16 protein-coding genes are annotated in these 18,807 nt (G+C 64.2%); 14 read left to right on the top strand and 2 right to left on the bottom strand.

Going from position 1 to position 18,807, the window contains the following annotated elements:
- Positions 1-51: 51 nt before the first annotated feature.
- Positions 52-1,212, top strand: a complete 1,161-nt coding sequence (locus JOD78_RS09415; protein WP_121042514.1) for an enoyl-CoA hydratase/isomerase family protein — start codon at positions 52-54, stop codon at positions 1,210-1,212.
- A gap of 40 nt (positions 1,213-1,252) precedes the next feature.
- On the opposite strand, the gene JOD78_RS09420 is transcribed toward JOD78_RS09415, so the two are convergent.
- The gene (locus tag JOD78_RS09420) at positions 1,253-1,732 is read right to left on the bottom strand and encodes a nuclear transport factor 2 family protein (RefSeq protein ID WP_121042516.1); all 480 of its coding nucleotides are present in this window, start codon (positions 1,730-1,732) and stop codon (positions 1,253-1,255) included.
- A 388-nt stretch (positions 1,733-2,120) separates the two neighbouring features.
- Positions 2,121-2,405: an HU family DNA-binding protein gene (locus JOD78_RS09425; RefSeq protein WP_006465510.1), complete on the bottom strand. Its 285-nt coding sequence runs from the start codon at positions 2,403-2,405 to the stop codon at positions 2,121-2,123.
- A gap of 879 nt (positions 2,406-3,284) precedes the next feature.
- On the opposite strand from JOD78_RS09425, the gene mraZ reads away from it, so the two are divergent.
- The 13 genes from mraZ to JOD78_RS09490 all read left to right on the top strand — a co-directional run bounded on the left by mraZ (position 3,285) and on the right by JOD78_RS09490 (position 18,799).
- The gene (mraZ, locus tag JOD78_RS09430; RefSeq protein ID WP_006465511.1) at positions 3,285-3,713 is read left to right on the top strand and encodes a division/cell wall cluster transcriptional repressor MraZ; all 429 of its coding nucleotides are present in this window, start codon (positions 3,285-3,287) and stop codon (positions 3,711-3,713) included.
- Positions 3,714-3,725: 12 nt separating this feature from the next.
- Positions 3,726-4,709 carry a 16S rRNA (cytosine(1402)-N(4))-methyltransferase RsmH gene (gene rsmH / locus JOD78_RS09435; RefSeq protein ID WP_034329291.1) on the top strand — a complete coding sequence of 328 codons (984 nt, stop codon included), beginning with the start codon at positions 3,726-3,728 and terminating at the stop codon, positions 4,707-4,709.
- Positions 4,706-4,978 carry a cell division protein FtsL gene (gene ftsL / locus JOD78_RS09440; protein ID WP_034329293.1) on the top strand — a complete coding sequence of 91 codons (273 nt, stop codon included), beginning with the start codon at positions 4,706-4,708 and terminating at the stop codon, positions 4,976-4,978. Before rsmH ends, ftsL begins: the two co-directional genes overlap by 4 nt.
- Entirely contained in the window at positions 4,975-6,753 is a 1,779-nt protein-coding gene (locus tag JOD78_RS09445; protein WP_121042518.1) for a penicillin-binding protein 2, read from the top strand. The genes ftsL and JOD78_RS09445 overlap by 4 nt, the downstream gene beginning before the upstream one ends.
- Complete coding sequence (locus JOD78_RS09450; protein ID WP_204726191.1) at positions 6,753-8,279, top strand: UDP-N-acetylmuramoyl-L-alanyl-D-glutamate--2,6-diaminopimelate ligase; 1,527 nt, start codon at positions 6,753-6,755, stop codon at positions 8,277-8,279. Before JOD78_RS09445 ends, JOD78_RS09450 begins: the two co-directional genes overlap by 1 nt.
- A complete protein-coding gene (gene murF, locus JOD78_RS09455; RefSeq protein WP_121042522.1) occupies positions 8,276-9,736 on the top strand; it encodes a UDP-N-acetylmuramoyl-tripeptide--D-alanyl-D-alanine ligase in 1,461 nt (486 codons plus the stop codon). The genes JOD78_RS09450 and murF overlap by 4 nt, the downstream gene beginning before the upstream one ends.
- A 1-nt stretch (position 9,737) precedes the next feature.
- Complete coding sequence (gene mraY / locus JOD78_RS09460) at positions 9,738-10,907, top strand: phospho-N-acetylmuramoyl-pentapeptide-transferase (protein WP_034329301.1); 1,170 nt, start codon at positions 9,738-9,740, stop codon at positions 10,905-10,907.
- A gap of 119 nt (positions 10,908-11,026) precedes the next feature.
- Entirely contained in the window at positions 11,027-13,225 is a 2,199-nt protein-coding gene (gene murD, locus JOD78_RS09465; protein ID WP_209568228.1) for a UDP-N-acetylmuramoyl-L-alanine--D-glutamate ligase, read from the top strand.
- Positions 13,222-14,496: a putative lipid II flippase FtsW gene (gene ftsW / locus JOD78_RS09470; RefSeq protein ID WP_134135692.1), complete on the top strand. Its 1,275-nt coding sequence runs from the start codon at positions 13,222-13,224 to the stop codon at positions 14,494-14,496. The genes murD and ftsW overlap by 4 nt, the downstream gene beginning before the upstream one ends.
- The gene (gene murG / locus JOD78_RS09475; RefSeq protein ID WP_209568227.1) at positions 14,493-15,575 is read left to right on the top strand and encodes an undecaprenyldiphospho-muramoylpentapeptide beta-N-acetylglucosaminyltransferase; all 1,083 of its coding nucleotides are present in this window, start codon (positions 14,493-14,495) and stop codon (positions 15,573-15,575) included. Before ftsW ends, murG begins: the two co-directional genes overlap by 4 nt.
- Positions 15,572-16,999, top strand: coding sequence for a UDP-N-acetylmuramate--L-alanine ligase (gene murC, locus JOD78_RS09480; protein ID WP_134135690.1), 1,428 nt, complete (start codon positions 15,572-15,574; stop codon positions 16,997-16,999). Before murG ends, murC begins: the two co-directional genes overlap by 4 nt.
- The gene (locus tag JOD78_RS09485; protein ID WP_121042530.1) at positions 16,996-18,000 is read left to right on the top strand and encodes a D-alanine--D-alanine ligase; all 1,005 of its coding nucleotides are present in this window, start codon (positions 16,996-16,998) and stop codon (positions 17,998-18,000) included. Before murC ends, JOD78_RS09485 begins: the two co-directional genes overlap by 4 nt.
- A 28-nt stretch (positions 18,001-18,028) precedes the next feature.
- The gene (locus JOD78_RS09490; protein WP_121042532.1) at positions 18,029-18,799 is read left to right on the top strand and encodes a cell division protein FtsQ/DivIB; all 771 of its coding nucleotides are present in this window, start codon (positions 18,029-18,031) and stop codon (positions 18,797-18,799) included.
- The last annotated feature ends 8 nt before the right edge of the window (positions 18,800-18,807 follow it).

The following is an 18,807-nucleotide window of genomic DNA, read 5'->3' on the forward strand; positions in this document are numbered from 1 at the left end:
ACACACTGCGGCCCGTGGGCACTGCGGGCTCGCCAGAGACCCAGGAGACCCATGAATCAAACCGCCGCCCCCGTGGTATTCGAAGAACTGACGGCCGCCAACGGCCGTCGCATCGGTATCGCCACCCTCGCTTCCGAAAAGACGCTGCACGCCATCTCGCTGGAGATGGTCCGGCTGCTCACGCCGCAACTGCAGCAGTGGCAGGCCGATCCGGGCGTGGCCATGGTGATCCTGCAGGCGCAGGGCGAGAAAGCCTTCTGTGCCGGGGGCGACCTGCAGCAGCTCTATCGGTCCATGCGCGAGCATCACGCTTCGCCCGCGCGCGAGGACATCCGCGCCAATACCTACGCGGCCGAATTCTTCGAGCACGAATATCGTCTGGATTATCTTGTCCACAGCTTCGCCAAGCCCATCCTGTGCTGGGGGCATGGCATCGTCATGGGCGGCGGCATCGGCCTGATGGCCGGTTGCAGCCACCGCGTGGTCACCGAAAAATCGCGCCTGGCCATGCCGGAAATCACCATCGGGCTTTATCCGGACGTGGGCGGCAGCTGGTTCCTGGCGCGCATGCCGGGCAAGACCGGCATCTTCCTGGCGCTGACCGGTGCCAACCTCAATGCCAACGACGCGCTCTTCGCCGGGCTGGCCGACTATCGCGTGGCGCATGCCGCCAAGGCCTCGGTGATCGATGCCCTGCTGATGCAGCCGTGGGGGCAGGGCAATGATGCCGAATTGCTGGATCGTGTCCTGGCAAGCGCGCAGGCCTCCTCCTCGCAGGAAGGGGCGGCCGTCTTCGCGTCCTCCAACCTGCGCACGCATTTCGATCTGATCGACTCCCTGTGCCGCCGGCCCACGCTGCCCGAGATCGTGGACGGCATCCTCACCTTGGAGACCGAGGATGCCTGGCTCGTCAAGGCACAAGCGACCTTGCGCGCCGGTTCGCCCGGTTCGGCCTGGTTGGGCTACGCCTTGCAGAAGCGGGTGCGTCCGCTGTCGCTGGCGCAGGTGTTCCGGCTGGAATTCGTGGTGTCGCTGCATTGCGCGGCACGCCCCGATTTCGTCGAAGGTATCCGCGCACTGATCATCGAGAAGGACCAGAAACCGCAATGGAATCCGGCTTCGCTGGCCGCCGCCACGCCGCAATGGGTGGAAGGTTTCTTCGCTGATCCGTGGACGCAGGCGGATCATCCGCTGGCTGACCTGGGTGCATGAAACGCTTCAGGCGCTCCCCGGCCGGGCCAGCGGTCCGGCCTTACAGACCCAGTTCGGACAGGCCCGGATGATCGGGCGGGCGCGGACCTGAACGGTCCCAGTGGAATTTGCGGTCTGCCTCCTTGATGGGCAGGTCGTTGATGGAGGCATGACGCAGGCGCATCAGGCCATGCTCGTCGAATTCCCAGTTTTCGTTGCCATAGGAGCGGAACCAGCTCCCCGAATCATCGTGCCATTCATAGGCGAAGCGCACGGCGATGCGGTTGCCTTCGTGCGCCCAGACTTCCTTGATGAGGCGATAATCCAGTTCGCGCGCCCATTTGCGGGTGAGGAAGGCGACGATCTCGGCCCGTCCGTGGACGAAATCTGCACGATTGCGCCAGCGGCTGTCTTCGGTATAGGCCAGCGAGACGCGTTGCGGATCGCAGGAATTCCACGCATCTTCGGCGGCACGCGCCTTCATGGCGGCGGTCTCGCAGGTGAAGGGCGGAAGTGGCGGACGCTGGGCAGGGCTATTCATCGACGGTCTCCTTGGATGAACCGGACGGGCCGGCTGTTCATGGTGTACGACGGGACGGCAAGCGGAAATGAGGCAGTGTGCAGAAGTCAGGCCGAAAAAATTCTAGGCGCTGCGGGTGGCCTTGGCAAACGAAGCTTGCTGCTCATGGAGGTCGCTCCTGCTGTACGTGCCGGTCCGGATGGCAACTGTGCTGGCGGGGCTTGTGCAAGGAATGCGTCCAGACACCGTGCATTCACTGTGGCCAGTGTGCAAGCGAAGAACCATCAGGGGAGCGTAGTGCGGAAGCGGGTGAAGCGAGGGGGGGAGGGGACGGCCGATCCTGTCGAATCGGCCTCGATTTGAATGCCCTGAACCTGGTTTAGGGCATTCAAATGCGCGAAGCGTGAAATTATTTCTTCTTCTTGTTCACGGCTTCCTTGAAAGCCTTGCCAGCCGAGAACTTCACGGTGGTTGCAGCGGCGATCTTGATTTCTTCGCCGGTTTGCGGGTTACGGCCGGTGCGAGCAGCGCGCTTGCCGGTCGAGAAGGAACCGAAGCCAACCAATTGCACGGTATCGCCCTTGGTCACGGCCTTGATGATGTTCTCGATGACGGAGTCCAGCGCGCGCTGGGCTGCTGCCTTGGAGATCTCGGTGTCGGCGGCGATAACGTCAACCAATTCAGATTTGTTCACTTTAAAATTCCTTTCACTGTTAAGGTGCCCAGATTTTAGCACTGGAATGAGCCGGATCCGCAAGCCCTATCTGCGTTTTCAGCCGATAGGCCCTGGCCGGAACCGGCTTGGATTGAAAAAAATCGACGTGCTTTTCAACACCCGCAAACGGGCCATGCCGGCCGCGTTCTTGCGTATCGATCTTCCCAAAGACACGGATAGTAAAAGGTGCTCGCCGCGGAAGTCAAAACAAAAACGCTTCCTGCCATTCATTTGACGAAGAATTTGATGAAGTTTCGGGCTCGGATGCTGCTTCGCCGACCTCTTCCCTGTACGCCCTCCCGGTGTCACCTTCCTCGCGGTCGCGACCGGGATGGAAAACGATCCGGGTGATGGCATCCCGAATCCGGATATTTTTTGCCCTTTTTTCCGCCCTCTGGTGAACTTAAGTTGCACTGCAAAATCCATGTCCGTTGGCCTCGCGCACTCGCAAATCGGGCGCAGTCGGATTCCCTCCAATTTCCTCTCTGGCGCTGCCCCGAAATCGGGCACAGCGGCTGTTCCATGCGGCGCAAATCCGCGCCGTTGCGCAATTCTGGCGCGAAACACATGTGTATAGCTCAGGTTGCACCTTCAATGTAAATGCTAAGTCCTTCATTTTCTTCACAAATGTTGTGAATGGCCGGTTTTAAGGAAGTGCGCTAAGTCTTTGACTTTATTAGCAAAATCCCGGTTTTTCGCTGCGTATACCGCTTGACCTGCAATAGTGCATCCACTAAAGTGGGCGGCAGTGTCAAAAAGTGTTTTTTTGTGGGGCATTTGTGGCGTCATTTGCATTTGCCCGGCAGGACACGGCACCCGATCAGCAATCTCACTCGCCGCAGGCGAAGGAAAAACACAGTGTTCCAGGGCGCGTCAGCACTCAATCTCGATGCCAAAGGACGGATGACCATTCCGGCCAAGCATCGTGACGCCCTGATTGTGCAGTGCGAAGGACGCGCCACCGTGACGCGCCATCCGCATGGCTGCCTGCTGTTTTTCCCGCGCCCGACCTGGGAGACGCATCGCGAGCAGATCGCCAACTGGCCGATGTCGGCCCGTGCCTGGCAGCGCATCTTCCTGGGCAATGCCCAGGACGTGGAGCTCGACAGCGCCGGCCGCATCCTGATCGCGCCCGAACTGCGCGCGGCCGTGGGTCTGCAGCGTGATGTGATGTTGCTGGGCATGGGTAGTCATTTCGAAATCTGGGATGCCGTCAAGCTGGCCGAAAGCGAAGCCGAGGCTGTGGCAGGTGGCATGCCGGATGTGTTGAGCAACTTTTCCTTCTGACGGCCGGACAAGATGAATCTGCAACCGGTGCCCGAGCTGCAGCACCGCACCGTGCTGTTGGAAGAAGCCGTGGACGCGCTGGCCATTGCGGGCGAGCGCGCCAATGGCATTTACCTGGACGGAACCTTCGGCCGTGGCGGTCATAGCCGCGCCATCCTGTCCAGGCTGGGCCCGCAAGGGCGCCTGATCGCATTTGACAAGGATCCGTTGGCCATCGCCACGGCGCAGAAGATTGACGATGCCCGGTTCGAGATCGTGCACGACAGCTTCGCGACCATGGATGAAGCGCTTGCCGCACGCGGCATTGCGCAGGTCGACGGCGTATTGATGGATTTGGGCATCTCGTCGCCGCAGGTGGATGACGCCGCGCGCGGCTTCAGTTTTCGCCTCGATGGCCCGCTGGACATGCGCATGGATACCACCCGTGGCGTGTCGGCAGCGGAATGGCTGGCAACGGCAGATGAACAGCAGATTGCAAAGGTGATACGAGATTATGGGGAAGAACGGTTTGCTCTTCAGATTGCAAAGAAGATTGTTGCTGGCCGGGCAATCGAGCCAATTTCAAGCACACGACAGCTTGCCGCGCTCGTGGCACAAGCCGTCAAAACCCGCGAGAAAGGCAAAGACCCGGCCACTCGTACATTTCAGGCTGTACGGATTTTCGTCAATCAAGAGCTTGAAGAACTCGAAGTAGGTCTGGACAAGGCATTTGCCCAGATGGCGCAGCACGGGAGATTGGTCGTGATCAGCTTTCACTCGCTGGAAGATCGCATCGTCAAGCAGTTCATGGCCTCCAAAGCCCATGCGCCGCAGCCCGACCGTCGCCTGCCGATCCGTGCCGTGGACCTGCCGCAAGCGCCGGCCCGCCTGCTGCCGCGTGTCATGCCCAGCACTGACGAAGTCACTGCCAACCCGCGTGCCCGCTCGGCGGTCATGCGCGGCCTGGAGCGCGTGACGCCCGTTTCCTCCACCACGACCCAAGGGGCGCCTGCATGACCGGGCGCCTGTGCATCCTGCTGACCATCATGCTGGTGGGTTGCGCGCTGTCGGTCGTGAGCGCCCAGTACAAGGCCCGCAGCCTGTTCATTGAGCTGGAACGCGCCCAGAGCGCGGCCCGCCAGCTCGACGTCGACTGGGCGCAGCTGCAGCTGGACCAATCGACGCTGGGCAAGAACGCCCGCATCGAGGAACTGGCGCGCCGTGACCTGGGCATGGTTCCGGTCTCCTCCGCCCGTACCCAATACCTGACCGTGGGGGCACCATGACCAAGATGCCTCCGCGTACCAACCTCTCCGGTGGCCGTGTGGCGGCTTCCAAGGGCGTGGCGTTTTCTTCCAATCCCATCCTGCAGGTCAAGCTGCCGGCGTGGCGTTCGCGCTTCGTGCTGTTCGTGCTGTTTGCCGCCTTCGTGGCGCTGGTACTGCGCGCGCTGTGGCTGCAGGGCGTGTCCACCGATTTCCTGCAGAAGCAGGGGGCGTCACGCTACGCCCGCACGCTCGAATTGCCGGCCACGCGCGGCAAGATCACCGACCGCAACGGCCAGGTGCTGGCTTCGTCGGTGCCGGTCAAGGCCATCTGGGCCATTCCGGAAGACGTGCAGGCCGCGCCCAAGGACAAGCTGGTGCAGCTGGCCAAGCTGCTGGAAATGAGCGATGCCGAACTGCGCAAGAAGCTCGATTCCGACCGCAGCTTCGTTTACCTGAAGCGTCAGGTCGAACAGGATACCGCTGACAAGATCGTCAAGCTGGGCATCCCCGGCATCGAGACCCGCAAGGAATACAAGCGCTTCTATCCCGAAGGCGAGGTGATGGCGCACGTGGTCGGCTTCACCAATATCGAAGACGCCGGGCAGGACGGCATGGAACTGGCCGCGCAGAAGACCCTGGCCGGCATGACCGGCAGCCGCCGCGTCATCAAGGATCGCCTGGGCCGCGTGGTGGAAGACATCGAATCCATCCGCGAGCCGCATGACGGCCGCGACCTGACCCTGTCCATCGACAGCAAGATCCAGTACATCGCCTTCACCCAACTGAAGGAAGCGGTCGACAAATTCAAGGCCAAGGCCGGCGGCATCATCGTGGTCGATGCCAAGACCGGCGAGGTGCTGGCCCTGGCCAACCTGCCGACCTACAACCCCAATGACCGTTCGGTACTGACCGGCGCGCAGCTGCGCAACCGCGTCGTGACCGATACCTTCGAACCCGGCTCCACCCTCAAGCCCTTCACCGTGGCCCTGGCGCTGGATACCCATCGCGTCACGCCCTCGACCGTGTTCCAGACCGCGCCCGGCAAGATGACCATCGGCACCGCCACCATCGGCGACTCGCATGCCCACGGTCCGCTGACGGTGGCGCAGATCATCGAGAAGTCTTCCAACATCGGTACCGCCAAGATCGCGCTGGGCATGCCGCCGGAAGAGATGTGGGAAATGTTCACCACGGTCGGTTTCGGCCAGCAGCCCAAGTTCGGCTTCCCGGGTGCGGTGGCCGGGCGCGTGCGTCCCTACAAGTCGTGGCGTCCGATCGAGCAGGCCACCATGAGCTACGGCCACGGCATCTCGGTCTCGCTGATCCAGCTGGCGCACGCTTACCTGATCTTCGCCCGCAATGGCGACATCATTCCGCTGTCCTTCACCAAGGTCACCGATTCGCCCATCGGCCAGCGCGTCATCTCGGCTGATACCGCCCTGCAGATGCGCCGCATGCTGGAAACCGTGGTCGCCCCCGGCGGCACGGCCCCGCAGGCTCAGGTGCCGGGCTATCGCGTCGGTGGCAAGACCGGTACCGCCTACAAGATCGAGGGCGGCAAGTATGTGCGCAAGTACGTGGCCTCCTTCTCGGGCATCGCCCCGATGTCGGACCCGCGCCTGATCATCTCGGTGATGATCGACGAGCCGCAAGGCCAGCACTACGGCGGCCCGGTGGCCGGCCCGGTGTTTGCCAACGTGGCCGCCAATGCCTTGCGCGCATTGAACGTACCGCCTGATTCCAGCGTGACCAACATCATCATTCCCAAAGAACCGCTAGAGGAGAGCATGTAATGTCCCAGCGCGTTCCGAGCCTTCAAGAAATCCTCGCTTGGCTGCGCCAGGCGTCGCCGTCTGCGCAACTGACCTCGGATTCCCGCCGCGTGGCAGCGGGCGACGTGTTCTTCGCCTACGTGGGCGACGCCGACGGCCGTTCCTATATTGCCGATGCCGTCGAGCGCGGTGCCGCTGCCGTGCTGTATGAAGCCGCTGGCTACACCTGGCCCGAGCAGATCGATGCGCCGCACCTGGCCGTGCCCGACCTGAAGATGCGTGCCGGCGAGATCGCCGCCGCCTGGTATGGCCAGCCTGACCAGCACATGCTGACGGTGGCCGTGACCGGCACCAACGGCAAGACCTCCTGCGCCTACTGGCTGGGTACGGCACTGTCGCGCCTGGCCGGTGCCAGCAGCGCCGGTGTCATCGGCACGCTGGGCGTGGGGTCATTCGTCAACGGCAAGCCGCAAGGCTTCGACGTCACCGGCTACACCACGCCGGACGCCGTGCTGCTGCAACGCAGCCTGTTCAAGCTGTCGCAGGCCCGCGTGAGCGCGCTGGCCATTGAGGCTTCCTCCATCGGACTGGCCCAGGGCCGCATGAACGGCATGCACGTCGATGTCGCCCTGTTGACCAATTTCACCCGCGATCACCTGGATTTCCACGGTGACATGCAGACCTACGAAGACGCCAAGCGCAAGCTGTTCCAGTGGCCGGGCCTGAAGCATGCCGTGGTCAATCTGGATGACGGCATGGGCCAGCGCCTGCTGCCGTTGCTGGCCGAGCGCAAGCTGCCGGTGATCGGCTACGCGATTGCGGACGAGCAGGGCGGCGATACGCACGGCGTACCGACTTTGCGCGCCAGCCAATTGCGCAGCAGCCATACCGGTACCGCCTTCCATGTCGATTCCCCTTTCGGCAGCGGCCAGGTCAAGACCCAGCTGGTCGGACGTTTCAATGTCAGCAACGTGCTGGGCATCATGGGCGTGCTGCTCACCCAGGGCGTGGCCTGGGAGGCCGTGGTCGCGGCCGCCGCTGCGCTGAGCCCGGCACCCGGCCGCATGCAGCAGTTCGGTGGACCCGATGTACCGCTGATCGTGATCGATTACGCGCATACGCCCGATGCCCTCGACAAGACTCTGTCCACCCTGCGCCAGGTCGCTACCCAGCGCGGTGGACAGCTGTGGTGCGTGTTCGGCTGCGGTGGCGATCGCGATCCGGGCAAGCGCCCGCAGATGGGCCAGATCGCCGAGCAGGCCGACCAGGTCGTGCTGACCAGCGACAACCCGCGCACCGAAGATCCCAACGCCATCATCGAACAGATCCGCGCCGGCATGAGCCGCGTGGAACCGACCGTGCTGCCCGATCGCGCCGGTGCCATCCTGTGGGCGATCCGCCACGCCACCAAGGCCGATGTGGTCCTGCTGGCCGGCAAGGGGCACGAGCCCTACCAGGAAATCGCCGGCAAGAAATTGCCCTTCCTTGATGCCGACCATGTCGCGCTGGCGCTCGCCGCGCGCTCGACCATGATGGGGGGCGCATGATGCGATTCGATTTCCGCCAGTTGCTGGAATGGATCCGCACCGCCGAGGAAGCCGCCTCTGCGCACACCGTGCCGGGCGTGGTCAATGCCCCGGCCGGCGTGCTTGAACTTAATGACGTGGTCACCGACAGCCGTGCGGTCAAGCCCGGCAATGTCTTCGTCGCGCTGCGCGGCGAACGTTTCGATGCGCATGATTTCCTCGATGCGGTGGTCGCCCAAGGCGCTGCCGCCGTGGTGGTCGACCGTGTGCCGCCGGGATTGAGCGTACCGGCCATCGTGGTGCCCGACACCCGCGCCGCATTGGGCCAGATCGCCCATGGCTGGCGGGCGCAGCGCCAGATTCCCGTGATCGGCGTCACCGGCAGCAACGGCAAGACCACCGTCAAGGAAATGATCGCCGCCATCCTCGCGGCCGCCTTCGGTGAAGACGGCTACCTGGGCACGCGCGGCAATTTCAACAACGAGATCGGCGTGCCGCTGACCCTGTTCCGCCTGCGCGCACAACATCAGGCGGCCGTCATCGAGATGGGCATGAACCATCCGGGCGAAATCGCCGTGCTCTCGCGCATCGCCGAGCCGACGCTGGGCCTGGTCAACAATGCCCAGCGCGAGCATCAGGAATTCATGGCCAGCGTGGAAGCGGTGGCCCGCGAGAACGGCGCCGTGATCCGCCACCTGCCCGCCGATGGCGTGGCCGTGTTCCCGGCTGATGATGATTTCACCGCGCTCTGGCGTGAAGAAGCCGGTGCGCGCCGCGTGCTGACCTTCGGCCTGAATGCGCAAGCCGATGTGAGCGCCAGCTACCAGGCCTCCGCGTTCGGCAGCACCCTGCAAGTGACGGTGAAAGGGCTGGCCGTGCCGCCCGCACAGTTCAAGGTGGAACTGGCTGCCGTCGGTGAGCACAACGTACGCAATGCGCTGGCGGCTGCCGCCTGCGCGCTGGGTGCTGGCATCCCGGTGGACGCCGTGGTGCGCGGCCTGCAGAGCTTCGCCCCGGTCAACGGCCGCCTGCAGCGCAAGCAAGCACGCAGCGGTGCGCTGGTGATCGACGACACCTATAACGCCAACCCTGATTCCGTGCGCGCCGCCATCGACGTGCTGGCGTCCATCGCCGGCCCGCGCGTGCTGGTACTGGGCGACATGGGCGAGGTCGGCGACCAGGGTCCGCAGTTCCATGCCGAGATCGGTGCCTATGCCCGCAGCCGTGGCATCCCGCTCTTCTTCGGACTGGGCGAATTGACGAAACACGCCGTCACTTCGTATGGCCCCGCGCTACAAAACGTAGCGCAGGCCATGCATTTCGACGACATCGCCGCACTCAATGCGGCGGTGGAACAGGCCGCGCCGCAGGGCGCGACCGTTTTGGTAAAAGGTTCACGCTTCATGAAGATGGAGCGAGTTGTACAGCATCTGGTCAACGTTGAATCCCTCACGCAACATCAACAGGAGACCCATTAGCATGCTGGTCTGGCTCGCACAGAATTTTCAACAGGATTTCGGCTTTCTGCGCCTGTTCAACTTCATCACCTTCCGCGCGGTGTTTGCCACGCTCACGGCCCTGCTGATCGGCATGATCGCCGGTCCGGCCGTGATCCGCATGCTCACCCGCATGAAGGTCGGCCAGGCCGTGCGCCAGGATGGTCCGCAGACTCACCTCATCAAGTCCGGCACCCCGACCATGGGCGGCGTGCTGATCCTGATCGGCATCGGCATTTCCACCTTGCTGTGGGCCGACCTGTCCAACCGTTTCGTGTGGATCGTGCTGATCGTCACGCTCGGTTTCGGCGCCATCGGCTGGGTCGATGACTACCGCAAGGTGGTCTATCGCGATCCGGAAGGCATGCGCTCGCGTGAAAAATATTTCTGGCAATCGCTGATCGGCCTGGTGGCGGCGTTCTACCTGGCCTTCTCGGTATCCGAGGTGAGCAACATGAAGGTCTTCGATCTCTTCGTCGCCTGGGTGCGTTCCGGCTTCAGCCTGGACCTGCCGCCCAAGGCCGACCTGATCGTGCCCTTCTTCAAGACCGTGACCTATCCGCTGGGCGTGTGGGGTTTCATCGCGCTGACCTATTTCGTCATCGTCGGCACCAGCAATGCGGTCAACCTGACCGATGGCCTGGACGGCCTGGCCATCATGCCGACCGTGCTGGTCGGTGCGGCCCTCGGCCTGTTCGCCTACCTGACCGGCAATGCGGCCTATGCCAAGTATCTGTTCATCCCGCACATCCCGGGGGCCGGCGAACTGCTGATCTTCTGCGGTGCCATGGGCGGCGCGGGGCTGGCCTTCCTCTGGTACAACGCCTACCCGGCGCAGGTGTTCATGGGCGACGTCGGCGCACTGGCGCTGGGCGGTGCGCTGGGCACCATCGCGGTCATCGTGCGTCAGGAAATCGTGCTCTTCATCATGGGCGGCATCTTCGTGGTGGAAACGCTCTCGGTGATGATTCAGGTCGCCTATTTCAAGTACACCAAGAAGCGTTTCGGTACCGGCCGCCGCGTGCTGCTGATGGCGCCGCTGCACCATCACTACGAGCAGAAGGGCTGGAAGGAAACCCAGGTGGTGGTGCGTTTCTGGATCATCACCATGATGCTGGTGCTGGTCGGTTTGTCGACGCTGAAGCTGCGGTAAACAGGCGATATGAACAAAAACGGCAGCCCTTGTGAAGTATGGCAAGCGCTGCCTTTGTGGTTGGCAGGGCAGTCCCTGCATGGCAAGAAACAAGTGAAGAAGTGAGTCTGGAAACAACGATGAATTACTCGGGCAAACACGTTCTGGTGCTCGGACTCGGCGAGTCCGGCCTGGCAATGGCGCGGTGGCTGGTCTACTGCGGCGCCGGCGTGCGCGTGGCCGATACCCGTGGCGAAGCGGCCCTGGCCGAGCGCCTGGCCGCCTTGCGCGCCGACGCGCCCGAGGCGCAGGCCGTGCTGGGCCAGCCCTTGTCGCCGTCCTTGCTGGATGGAATCGATTTCGTCGCCGTCAGTCCCGGCCTGGCACCCGAAGGCGAGCTGGCACCGCTGATGCCGGCCATTGCCGAACGCGGCCTGCCGCTGTGGGGCGAGATCGAATTGTTTGCGCAGGCGCTGGCCGCCTTGCGCGAAGAGACCCTGTATCAACCCAAGGTGCTGGCCATCACCGGCACCAACGGCAAGACTACCGTGACCCGTTTGACCGGCCTGCTGTGCCAGCGCGCCGGCCTGTCGGTGCAAGTGGCGGGCAACATCAGCCCGGCCGCCCTGGATGTGCTGCGCGAAGCGGTCATCAAGGACAAGGTATTCCTGGCCGAACTGGCCGAGCAGGATGCGATCGCCGCCGAACAGGCTGCCGCCGAAGCTGAAGCGCAAGCCGCGCAGCAGGCCGTGCTGGATGCCCAGCAGGCGGCCGAAGCCGAGAAGCATCGCCGTGCCGCCGCCAGCATCGAGGCGGCCGCTGCGATTGCGGTGCCGGTGTTGCAGGCGCAGCCGCAAGCAGACGCGCCGGTCTCCGCATCGGAATCTGAACCCGCGCCGCAGATGGATCTGCTGGCGACTGCGGAGCAGCAGCCGGTGGCAGAGCAGGAAACAGGACAGGAGAACGTACAGGATTCTGTACCAGCTTCTGTGCAGGAATCTGTACCGGAAACAGGACAGGAAACAGGACAGGAAACAGGACAGGAAACAGGGCAGGAAACTGCACTGCAGCCGGCACCCGAGGCCGCGCATTCCGCCACCGAAGCCTCCCCCGATGACGCCGAGGCAGCCAGCTCCGCCGCGCACGAAGCGCCGGAGCCGGCTGTCGCGGCCACGCTGGACGTCGCTTCCGACGCGATCCCGCAAGCCGAGATCGACGCCCCGGCGACCACTGGCGAGGCCATGAACCTGGGCGACTTCATGGAAGTCTCGCGCAAGGCCGAGGAAGATGCGCTGGTGGAAGTCCCGCCACCGCCGCCGCCCGAGCCGACCTATCGCGGCTCGATGCCGCAAGCCTGGGTGCTGGAGCTCTCCAGCTTCCAGCTGCACACCACGCACAGCCTGCAGCCGCACGCCGCCACCGTCCTGAATTTGACCCAGGACCACCTGGACTGGCACGGCAGCATGGAGCACTACGCCGCCGACAAGGCCCGCATCTTCGGCCAGGATACCGTGCGCGTACTCAATCGCGATGATGCCCTGGTGATGGAGATGAGCGCCGCGGCCGCGCCACTGTCCACCTTCGGCCTGGATGAACCGTCCACCCCCAACAGTTTCGGCCTGGTCAACGACAACGGCATGCTGTGGCTGGCCAATGCTTTCGTGCATGAAGACGACGAAGTGCCGGAAGGCAAGCGCCGCCGCAAGCAGAAGGACATGCTGCCGCCGCCGGTGACCGTCAAGCGTCTCATGCCCGCCGATGCCCTGCGCATTCGCGGTGCCCACAACGCCATGAATGCGCTGGCCGCACTGGCCCTGTGCCGCGCCATCGACCTGCCGATGGCACCGCTGCTGCACGGCCTGCGCGAGTACACCGGTGAGCCGCATCGCGTGGAACTGGTCGGCGTGATCCAGGATGTCGAATACTACGACGACAGCAAGGGCACCAATGTCGGTGCCACGGTGGCCGCGCTCAATGGCCTGGGGCTGGGCGGCCGTCCCAATCGCATCGTGCTGATCGCCGGCGGCGACGGCAAGGGCCAGGACTTTTCGCCGCTGGACCTGCCGGTACAGAAATATGCTCGTGCAGTCTTGCTGATCGGCCGTGACGCTCCTGCCGTGCGCGCCGCCCTGGCCGACAGCGGGGTCGAGCTGATCGATTGCGCCAGCCTCGAAGCCGCCGTGGAAAAGGCCGGCGAACTCGCTACCGCCGGCGACATCGTCCTGCTCTCGCCGGCTTGCGCCAGCCTGGACATGTTCCGCAACTACGCCCATCGCGCCGAAGTCTTCGTGGATGCCGTGCGTGAACTGGCGCTCTCGCGCGGTGAGGTGCTGGCATGAAACTGGGCCTGTCTTCCGTGCGCAGCTGGCTGGGTGGCTTGAAAGAAGCCGCGCCGGCGGCCGCCGGCCGCGCCCAGGGTGGCCGCAGTGGCCGTGGCAGCGCATCGGGCAGCATCGGTTTCGAGCAGCGTTCGCGCATGATGGAATACGACCAGCCGCTGATCTGGGTGGTGCTGCTCTTGATGCTGTTCGGCATGGTGATGGTCTACTCGGCCTCGGTGGCGCTGCCGGATTCGCCCAAGTACGCCTCCTATTCGAATTACCACTTCCTGATCCGCCAGGCGATCTTCATCGTGCTCTCCATCATCGCGGGCGCGCTGGCCTTCCGCGTGCGTATGGAGACCTGGCAGAAGTGGGCGCCCTATCTGTTCGCGATCACCCTGATACTGCTGTTGATGGTGCTCATTCCTGGCGTCGGCAAGGGCGTCAACGGTGCCAAGCGCTGGCTCTCGCTGAAGGTCATCAACCTGCAGCCCTCCGAACTGATGAAGCTCTTCATCGTGCTGTACGCCGCCGACTACACGGTGCGCAAGCAGGCGGTGATGCACAAGCTGGTCAAGGGCTTCTTCCCGATGGCGGCCGCCGTCGGCCTGGTGGGCTTGCTGCTGCTGCTGGAGCCCGACCTCGGTGCCTTCGGCGTGATCGTCTGCATCGCCATGGGCATCCTGTTCCTGGGCGGCATCAACGGCGTCTGGTTTGGCGGCATCGGTGCCACGCTGGTCGGGGTGTTCTCGCTGGTCATCGTGACTTCTCCGTGGCGGCGCGAGCGTATCTTTGCCTACCTGAATCCGTGGGAAGAGGAAAACGCACTGGGCAAGGCCTATCAGCTGTCGCACTCGCTGATCGCCTTCGGCCGTGGCGAGCTCTTCGGCGTGGGCCTGGGCAGCAGCGTGGAAAAACTGCACTACCTGCCGGAAGCGCATACCGACTTCCTGCTCGCCGTGATCGGCGAGGAACTCGGTTTCGCCGGCGTGCTGGTGGTGGTGCTGCTGTTCTACTGGCTGGTCAAGCATGCCTTCGAGATCGGCCGCCAGGCCATCGCGCTCGATCTGACCTTTGCCGGCCTGGTGGCCAAGGGCATCGGCATCTGGCTGGGCGTGCAGGCCTTCATCAACATGGGCGTGAACCTCGGCCTGCTGCCGACCAAGGGCCTGACGCTGCCGCTGATGAGCTATGGCGGTTCGGGCGTGCTGCTCAATTGCGTGGGCCTGGCCATTCTGCTGCGCATCGATTACGAAAACCGGGTGCTCATGCGCGGAGGCCGTCTATGAACGCGCCCCGCACATTGCTCATCATGGCCGCCGGTACCGGTGGACACATCTTCCCGGGTCTGGCCATTGCCGACACCATGCGTGCGCGCGGCTGGCAGGTGAGCTGGCTGGGCACCACGCACGGCATGGAGCGCGAGCTGGTGCCGCGCCATGGCGTGGAGATGGACAGCATCGTCTTCGCCGGCCTGCGCGGCAAGGGCCTGATGCATACGGTCAAGGGCGTGTGGCGCCTGGCGGCAAGCTTCTTGCATTGCCATGCCATCCTCGGCCGCCGTCGCCCCGATGTGGTGCTGGGCATGGGCGGTTACGTCACCGTGCCGGGCGGCATGATGGCGCGCCTGCGTGGCAAGCCGCTGGTGCTGGTCAATGCGGATGCGGCCCTGCTGCTGTCGAACAAGACCCTCACGCCGATGGCCACCAAGGTGCTGTTCGGCTTCCCTGCCGATTTTGGCAAGGCAGCGGGCAAGGCCGAGGTCACCGGCAATCCGGTGCGCAAGGAAATCATCGTGCTGCCGCAACCGGCCCAGCGTTACGCCGGCCGCAGCGGCCCGCTGAAGATTCTGGTGGTGGGCGGCAGCCTGGGCGCCAAGGTGCTGAACGACAACGTGCCGGCGGCGCTGGCAAAACTGCCAGCCGAGTTGCGTCCGCAGGTGACGCATCAATCGGGCAAGCAGCACATCGCGGCCTTGCGTTCAGCGTATGAGGCGGCAGGCGTGCAGGCCGAAGTGGTCGATTTCATCGACGACATGCCGCGCCGCTATGCCGAGGCTGATCTGGTGATCTGCCGCGCCGGCGCGATCACCGTCTCCGAGCTGACGGCAGCGGGCGTGGCCAGCGTGCTGGTTCCGCTGGCGGTGTCGACCACCTCGCACCAGATCGACAATGCCAAATGGATGGCACAGAACAAGGCGGCGATTCACCTGCCGCAACGCGAACTGACGCCGGATCACCTGGCCGGTTTGCTGCAGAAACTGGACCGCGCTGCATGCCATGCCATGGCGCAGGCGGCGTACGAACAAGGCCGGCGCGATGCCAACGAGGCAATCGCGCGCGTGCTGGAAGGACTGGTAACACCATGAAGCATCGCGTCAAGAACATCCATTTTGTCGGCATCGGCGGCTCGGGCATGAGCGGCATTGCTGAAGTCTTGCTCAACCTGGGCTATGGCGTCTCCGGCTCGGACCTGGGCAGCAACGCCGCCACCCAGCGCCTGGCGCAGCTGGGTGCCAGCATCCGCTATGGCCATGCAGCCGAGAACATCGAGGGCGCTGACGCCATCGTCACCTCCACCGCCGTCAAGGGCGACAACCCGGAAGTGCTGGCCGCCCGCAAGAAGCACATCCCCATCGTGCCGCGTGCGGTGATGCTGGGCGAATTGATGCGCCTGAAGAAGGGCATTGCGATTGCCGGTACGCACGGCAAGACCACCACCACCAGCCTGGTGGCGAGCGTGCTGGCGCAGGGCGGGCTGGACCCGACCTTCGTCATCGGCGGCCGCCTCACCAGCGCCGGCGCCAACGCCAAGCTGGGCACCGGCGAATTCATCGTGGCCGAGGCCGATGAATCGGATGCGTCCTTCCTCAACCTTACGCCCGTGATCGAAGTCATCACCAACATCGATGCCGATCACATGGAAACCTACAACCATGATTTCGCGCGCCTGAAGCAGGCCTTCGTCGAGTTCACCCAGCGCCTGCCGTTCTACGGCGTGGCCGTGCTCTGCCTGGATGACCCGCACGTGCGAGAAATCATGCCCATGGTCTCCAAGCCCATCCTCACCTATGGCTTCCATGAAGACGCCGATGTGCGCGCCATCGATGCCAAGGCGGTCGAGGGCAAGATGGAATTCACCGTGATCCAGGACGGCTACGCCCCCATGCAGGTGAGCCTGAACCAGCCCGGCATGCACAACGTGCAGAACGCTTGCGCCGCCATCGCGATTGCGCGCGAACTGGACGTGGACGATGCCGCCACCCAGAAGGCACTGACCGAATTCAATGGCGTCGGCCGCCGCTTCACGCGTTATGGCGAAGTGCCGATCACCGATGCGCAGGGCAATCCGGCCGGTCATTTCACGCTGGTGGACGATTACGGCCACCACCCGGTCGAGACCGCCGCCACCATCGCCGCCGCCCGTGGCGCCTATCCGGGCCGCCGCCTGGTGCTGGCCTTCCAGCCGCATCGCTACACCCGCACGCGCGACCTGTTCGAGGATTTCGTGAAGGTCCTGTCCTCGCCCGATGTGCTGGTGCTGGGCGAAGTGTATTCGGCCGGTGAAGCGCCCATCGTGGCCGCTGACGGCCGTTCGCTGGCGCATGCGCTGCGTGCGGCAGGCAAGGTGGAGCCGGTCTTCGTGGATGACATTGGCGACATGCCCGAGACCATCCGCAACGTGGTGCGCGATGGCGATGTGGTCATGACCATGGGCGCGGGATCGATTTCCGCCGTACCCGGCCGCCTGGTGGCGCAAGCCGGTGGCAAGAACGAACAGGGGGCCGCATGATCAGCCAAGACCAGATCAAGGCCTTCGGCCGTGTCGGCGTGCTCTTCGGCGGCCGCTCCGCCGAGCGCGAAGTGTCGATGATGTCGGGCAACGGTGTCCTGCAGGCCTTGCGCAGCAAGGGTGTGGATGCGCATGCCTTCGACCCGGCCGAGCGCAGCCTGGGTGATCTGCAGGCCGAGAAATTCGACCGCGTCTTCATCGCCCTGCATGGCCGCTACGGCGAAGACGGCACGCTGCAGGGCGCGCTGGAACAGATGGGCCTGCCCTATACCGGTCCCGGCGTGATGGCCTCCAGCATCGCCATGGACAAGATCATGACCAAGCGCATCTGGCTCTCGCACGGCCTGCCGACGCCGCGCTTCCTGAGCCTGGATGCCAAGGCCACTACGCGTGAGCAACTGCGCGTGGTCCCTGACGAGCTGGGCCTGCCGCTGATGTTGAAGGCGCCGCACGAAGGTTCGACCATCGGCATTGCCAAGGTCAACGGTTACTCGGACATGCAGGCCGGCTTTGATCTCTGCGCGCGCTACGACAGCGTGGTGCTGGCCGAGGAGTTCATCCGTGGCCGCGAACTGACGGTGCCGGTGCTGGGCACGGGCCGCGAGGCGCGCGCGCTGCCGGTCATCGAGATCCGCGCACCGGAGGGCAATTACGACTACCAGAACAAGTATTTCACCGACGACACGAAATATTTGTGTCCGGCGCCCCTTGACGAGGAACTGACGCGCCATTTGCAGGATCTGGCGGTACGTGCGTTCAATGCGCTCGGTTGCCGTGGCTGGAGCCGTGTGGACTTCATGCTGCGCGAGGCCGATGGCAAGAGCGAGCCCTTCCTGCTGGAAATCAATACCTCGCCGGGCATGACCGGCCATTCCCTGGTGCCGATGGCGGCCAAGGCCGTGGGCCTGAGCTATGAAGACCTGTGCTGCACGATCCTGCAGATGGCGTCGCTGGACATGACGCCCTCGAAGGACTGGACGCCGCAGGCGGGCCAGCCGTAATGGCCCGGGTTTAAGGAAGAACGCGTCGATGTGGCAGGACGTCAAGATGCTCAACGCCATCAGCAGTGCGCTCATTGCGCTGGTGCTGCTGGCCCTGGTGGCATCGGGTTTATGGTGGGTAGCGCAGCGCCCGATGTTTACGCTGCACACGATACGCATCGAATCCTCCGGCGACATGCCGCTGGAGAAGGTCAATGCGTTGACGGTGCGGGCGACCGCGGTGCCGCGCATCCATGGCAATTTCTTCACCGCCGATCTGACGGCGGTGCGGGCGGCCTTCGAAGCCGTGCCCTGGGTGCGTAAGGCCATGGTGCGGCGTGAATGGCCGGACCGGCTGGTGGTGAAGATCGAGGAACACAAGGCCCTGGGCACCTGGGGCGAGGATGGCAAGCTGCTCTCGCAGAAGGGTGACGTGTTCACCGCCAACCTGGCCGAGGCCGAGGACGACGGTGACCTGCTGGAGTTCGATGGCCCGCCCGGCAGCGAGAAGCAGGTGGTGGCGCGGCTGGCGCTGTTTCGCCAGTGGTTCGCGCCCATCAAGCTGGAGCCGGAGTCGCTGGTGCTGTCGAACCGCTACGCCTGGACCGTGCGGCTGGACAACGGCATGACCGTCGAGCTGGGCCGTGACCAGGGCGATGCGGTGTTGAAGGAACGGGTGGCGCGGCTGGTGGCGGTATATCCGCAGCTGCTGGAAAGATTGCAGGGCAAGATAGAAAGCGTCGACTTGCGCTATCCCAACGGGATGGCCCTGAAGGCAGATGGAATGGTGCTGGCGGCAATGAACGGGAAAAAGAAATAAGCGGAACG

This window comes from Herbaspirillum sp. 1130 (assembly GCF_017833835.1).
In the GTDB taxonomy this organism is placed as follows: Bacteria; Pseudomonadota; Gammaproteobacteria; order Burkholderiales; family Burkholderiaceae_D; genus Herbaspirillum; species Herbaspirillum huttiense.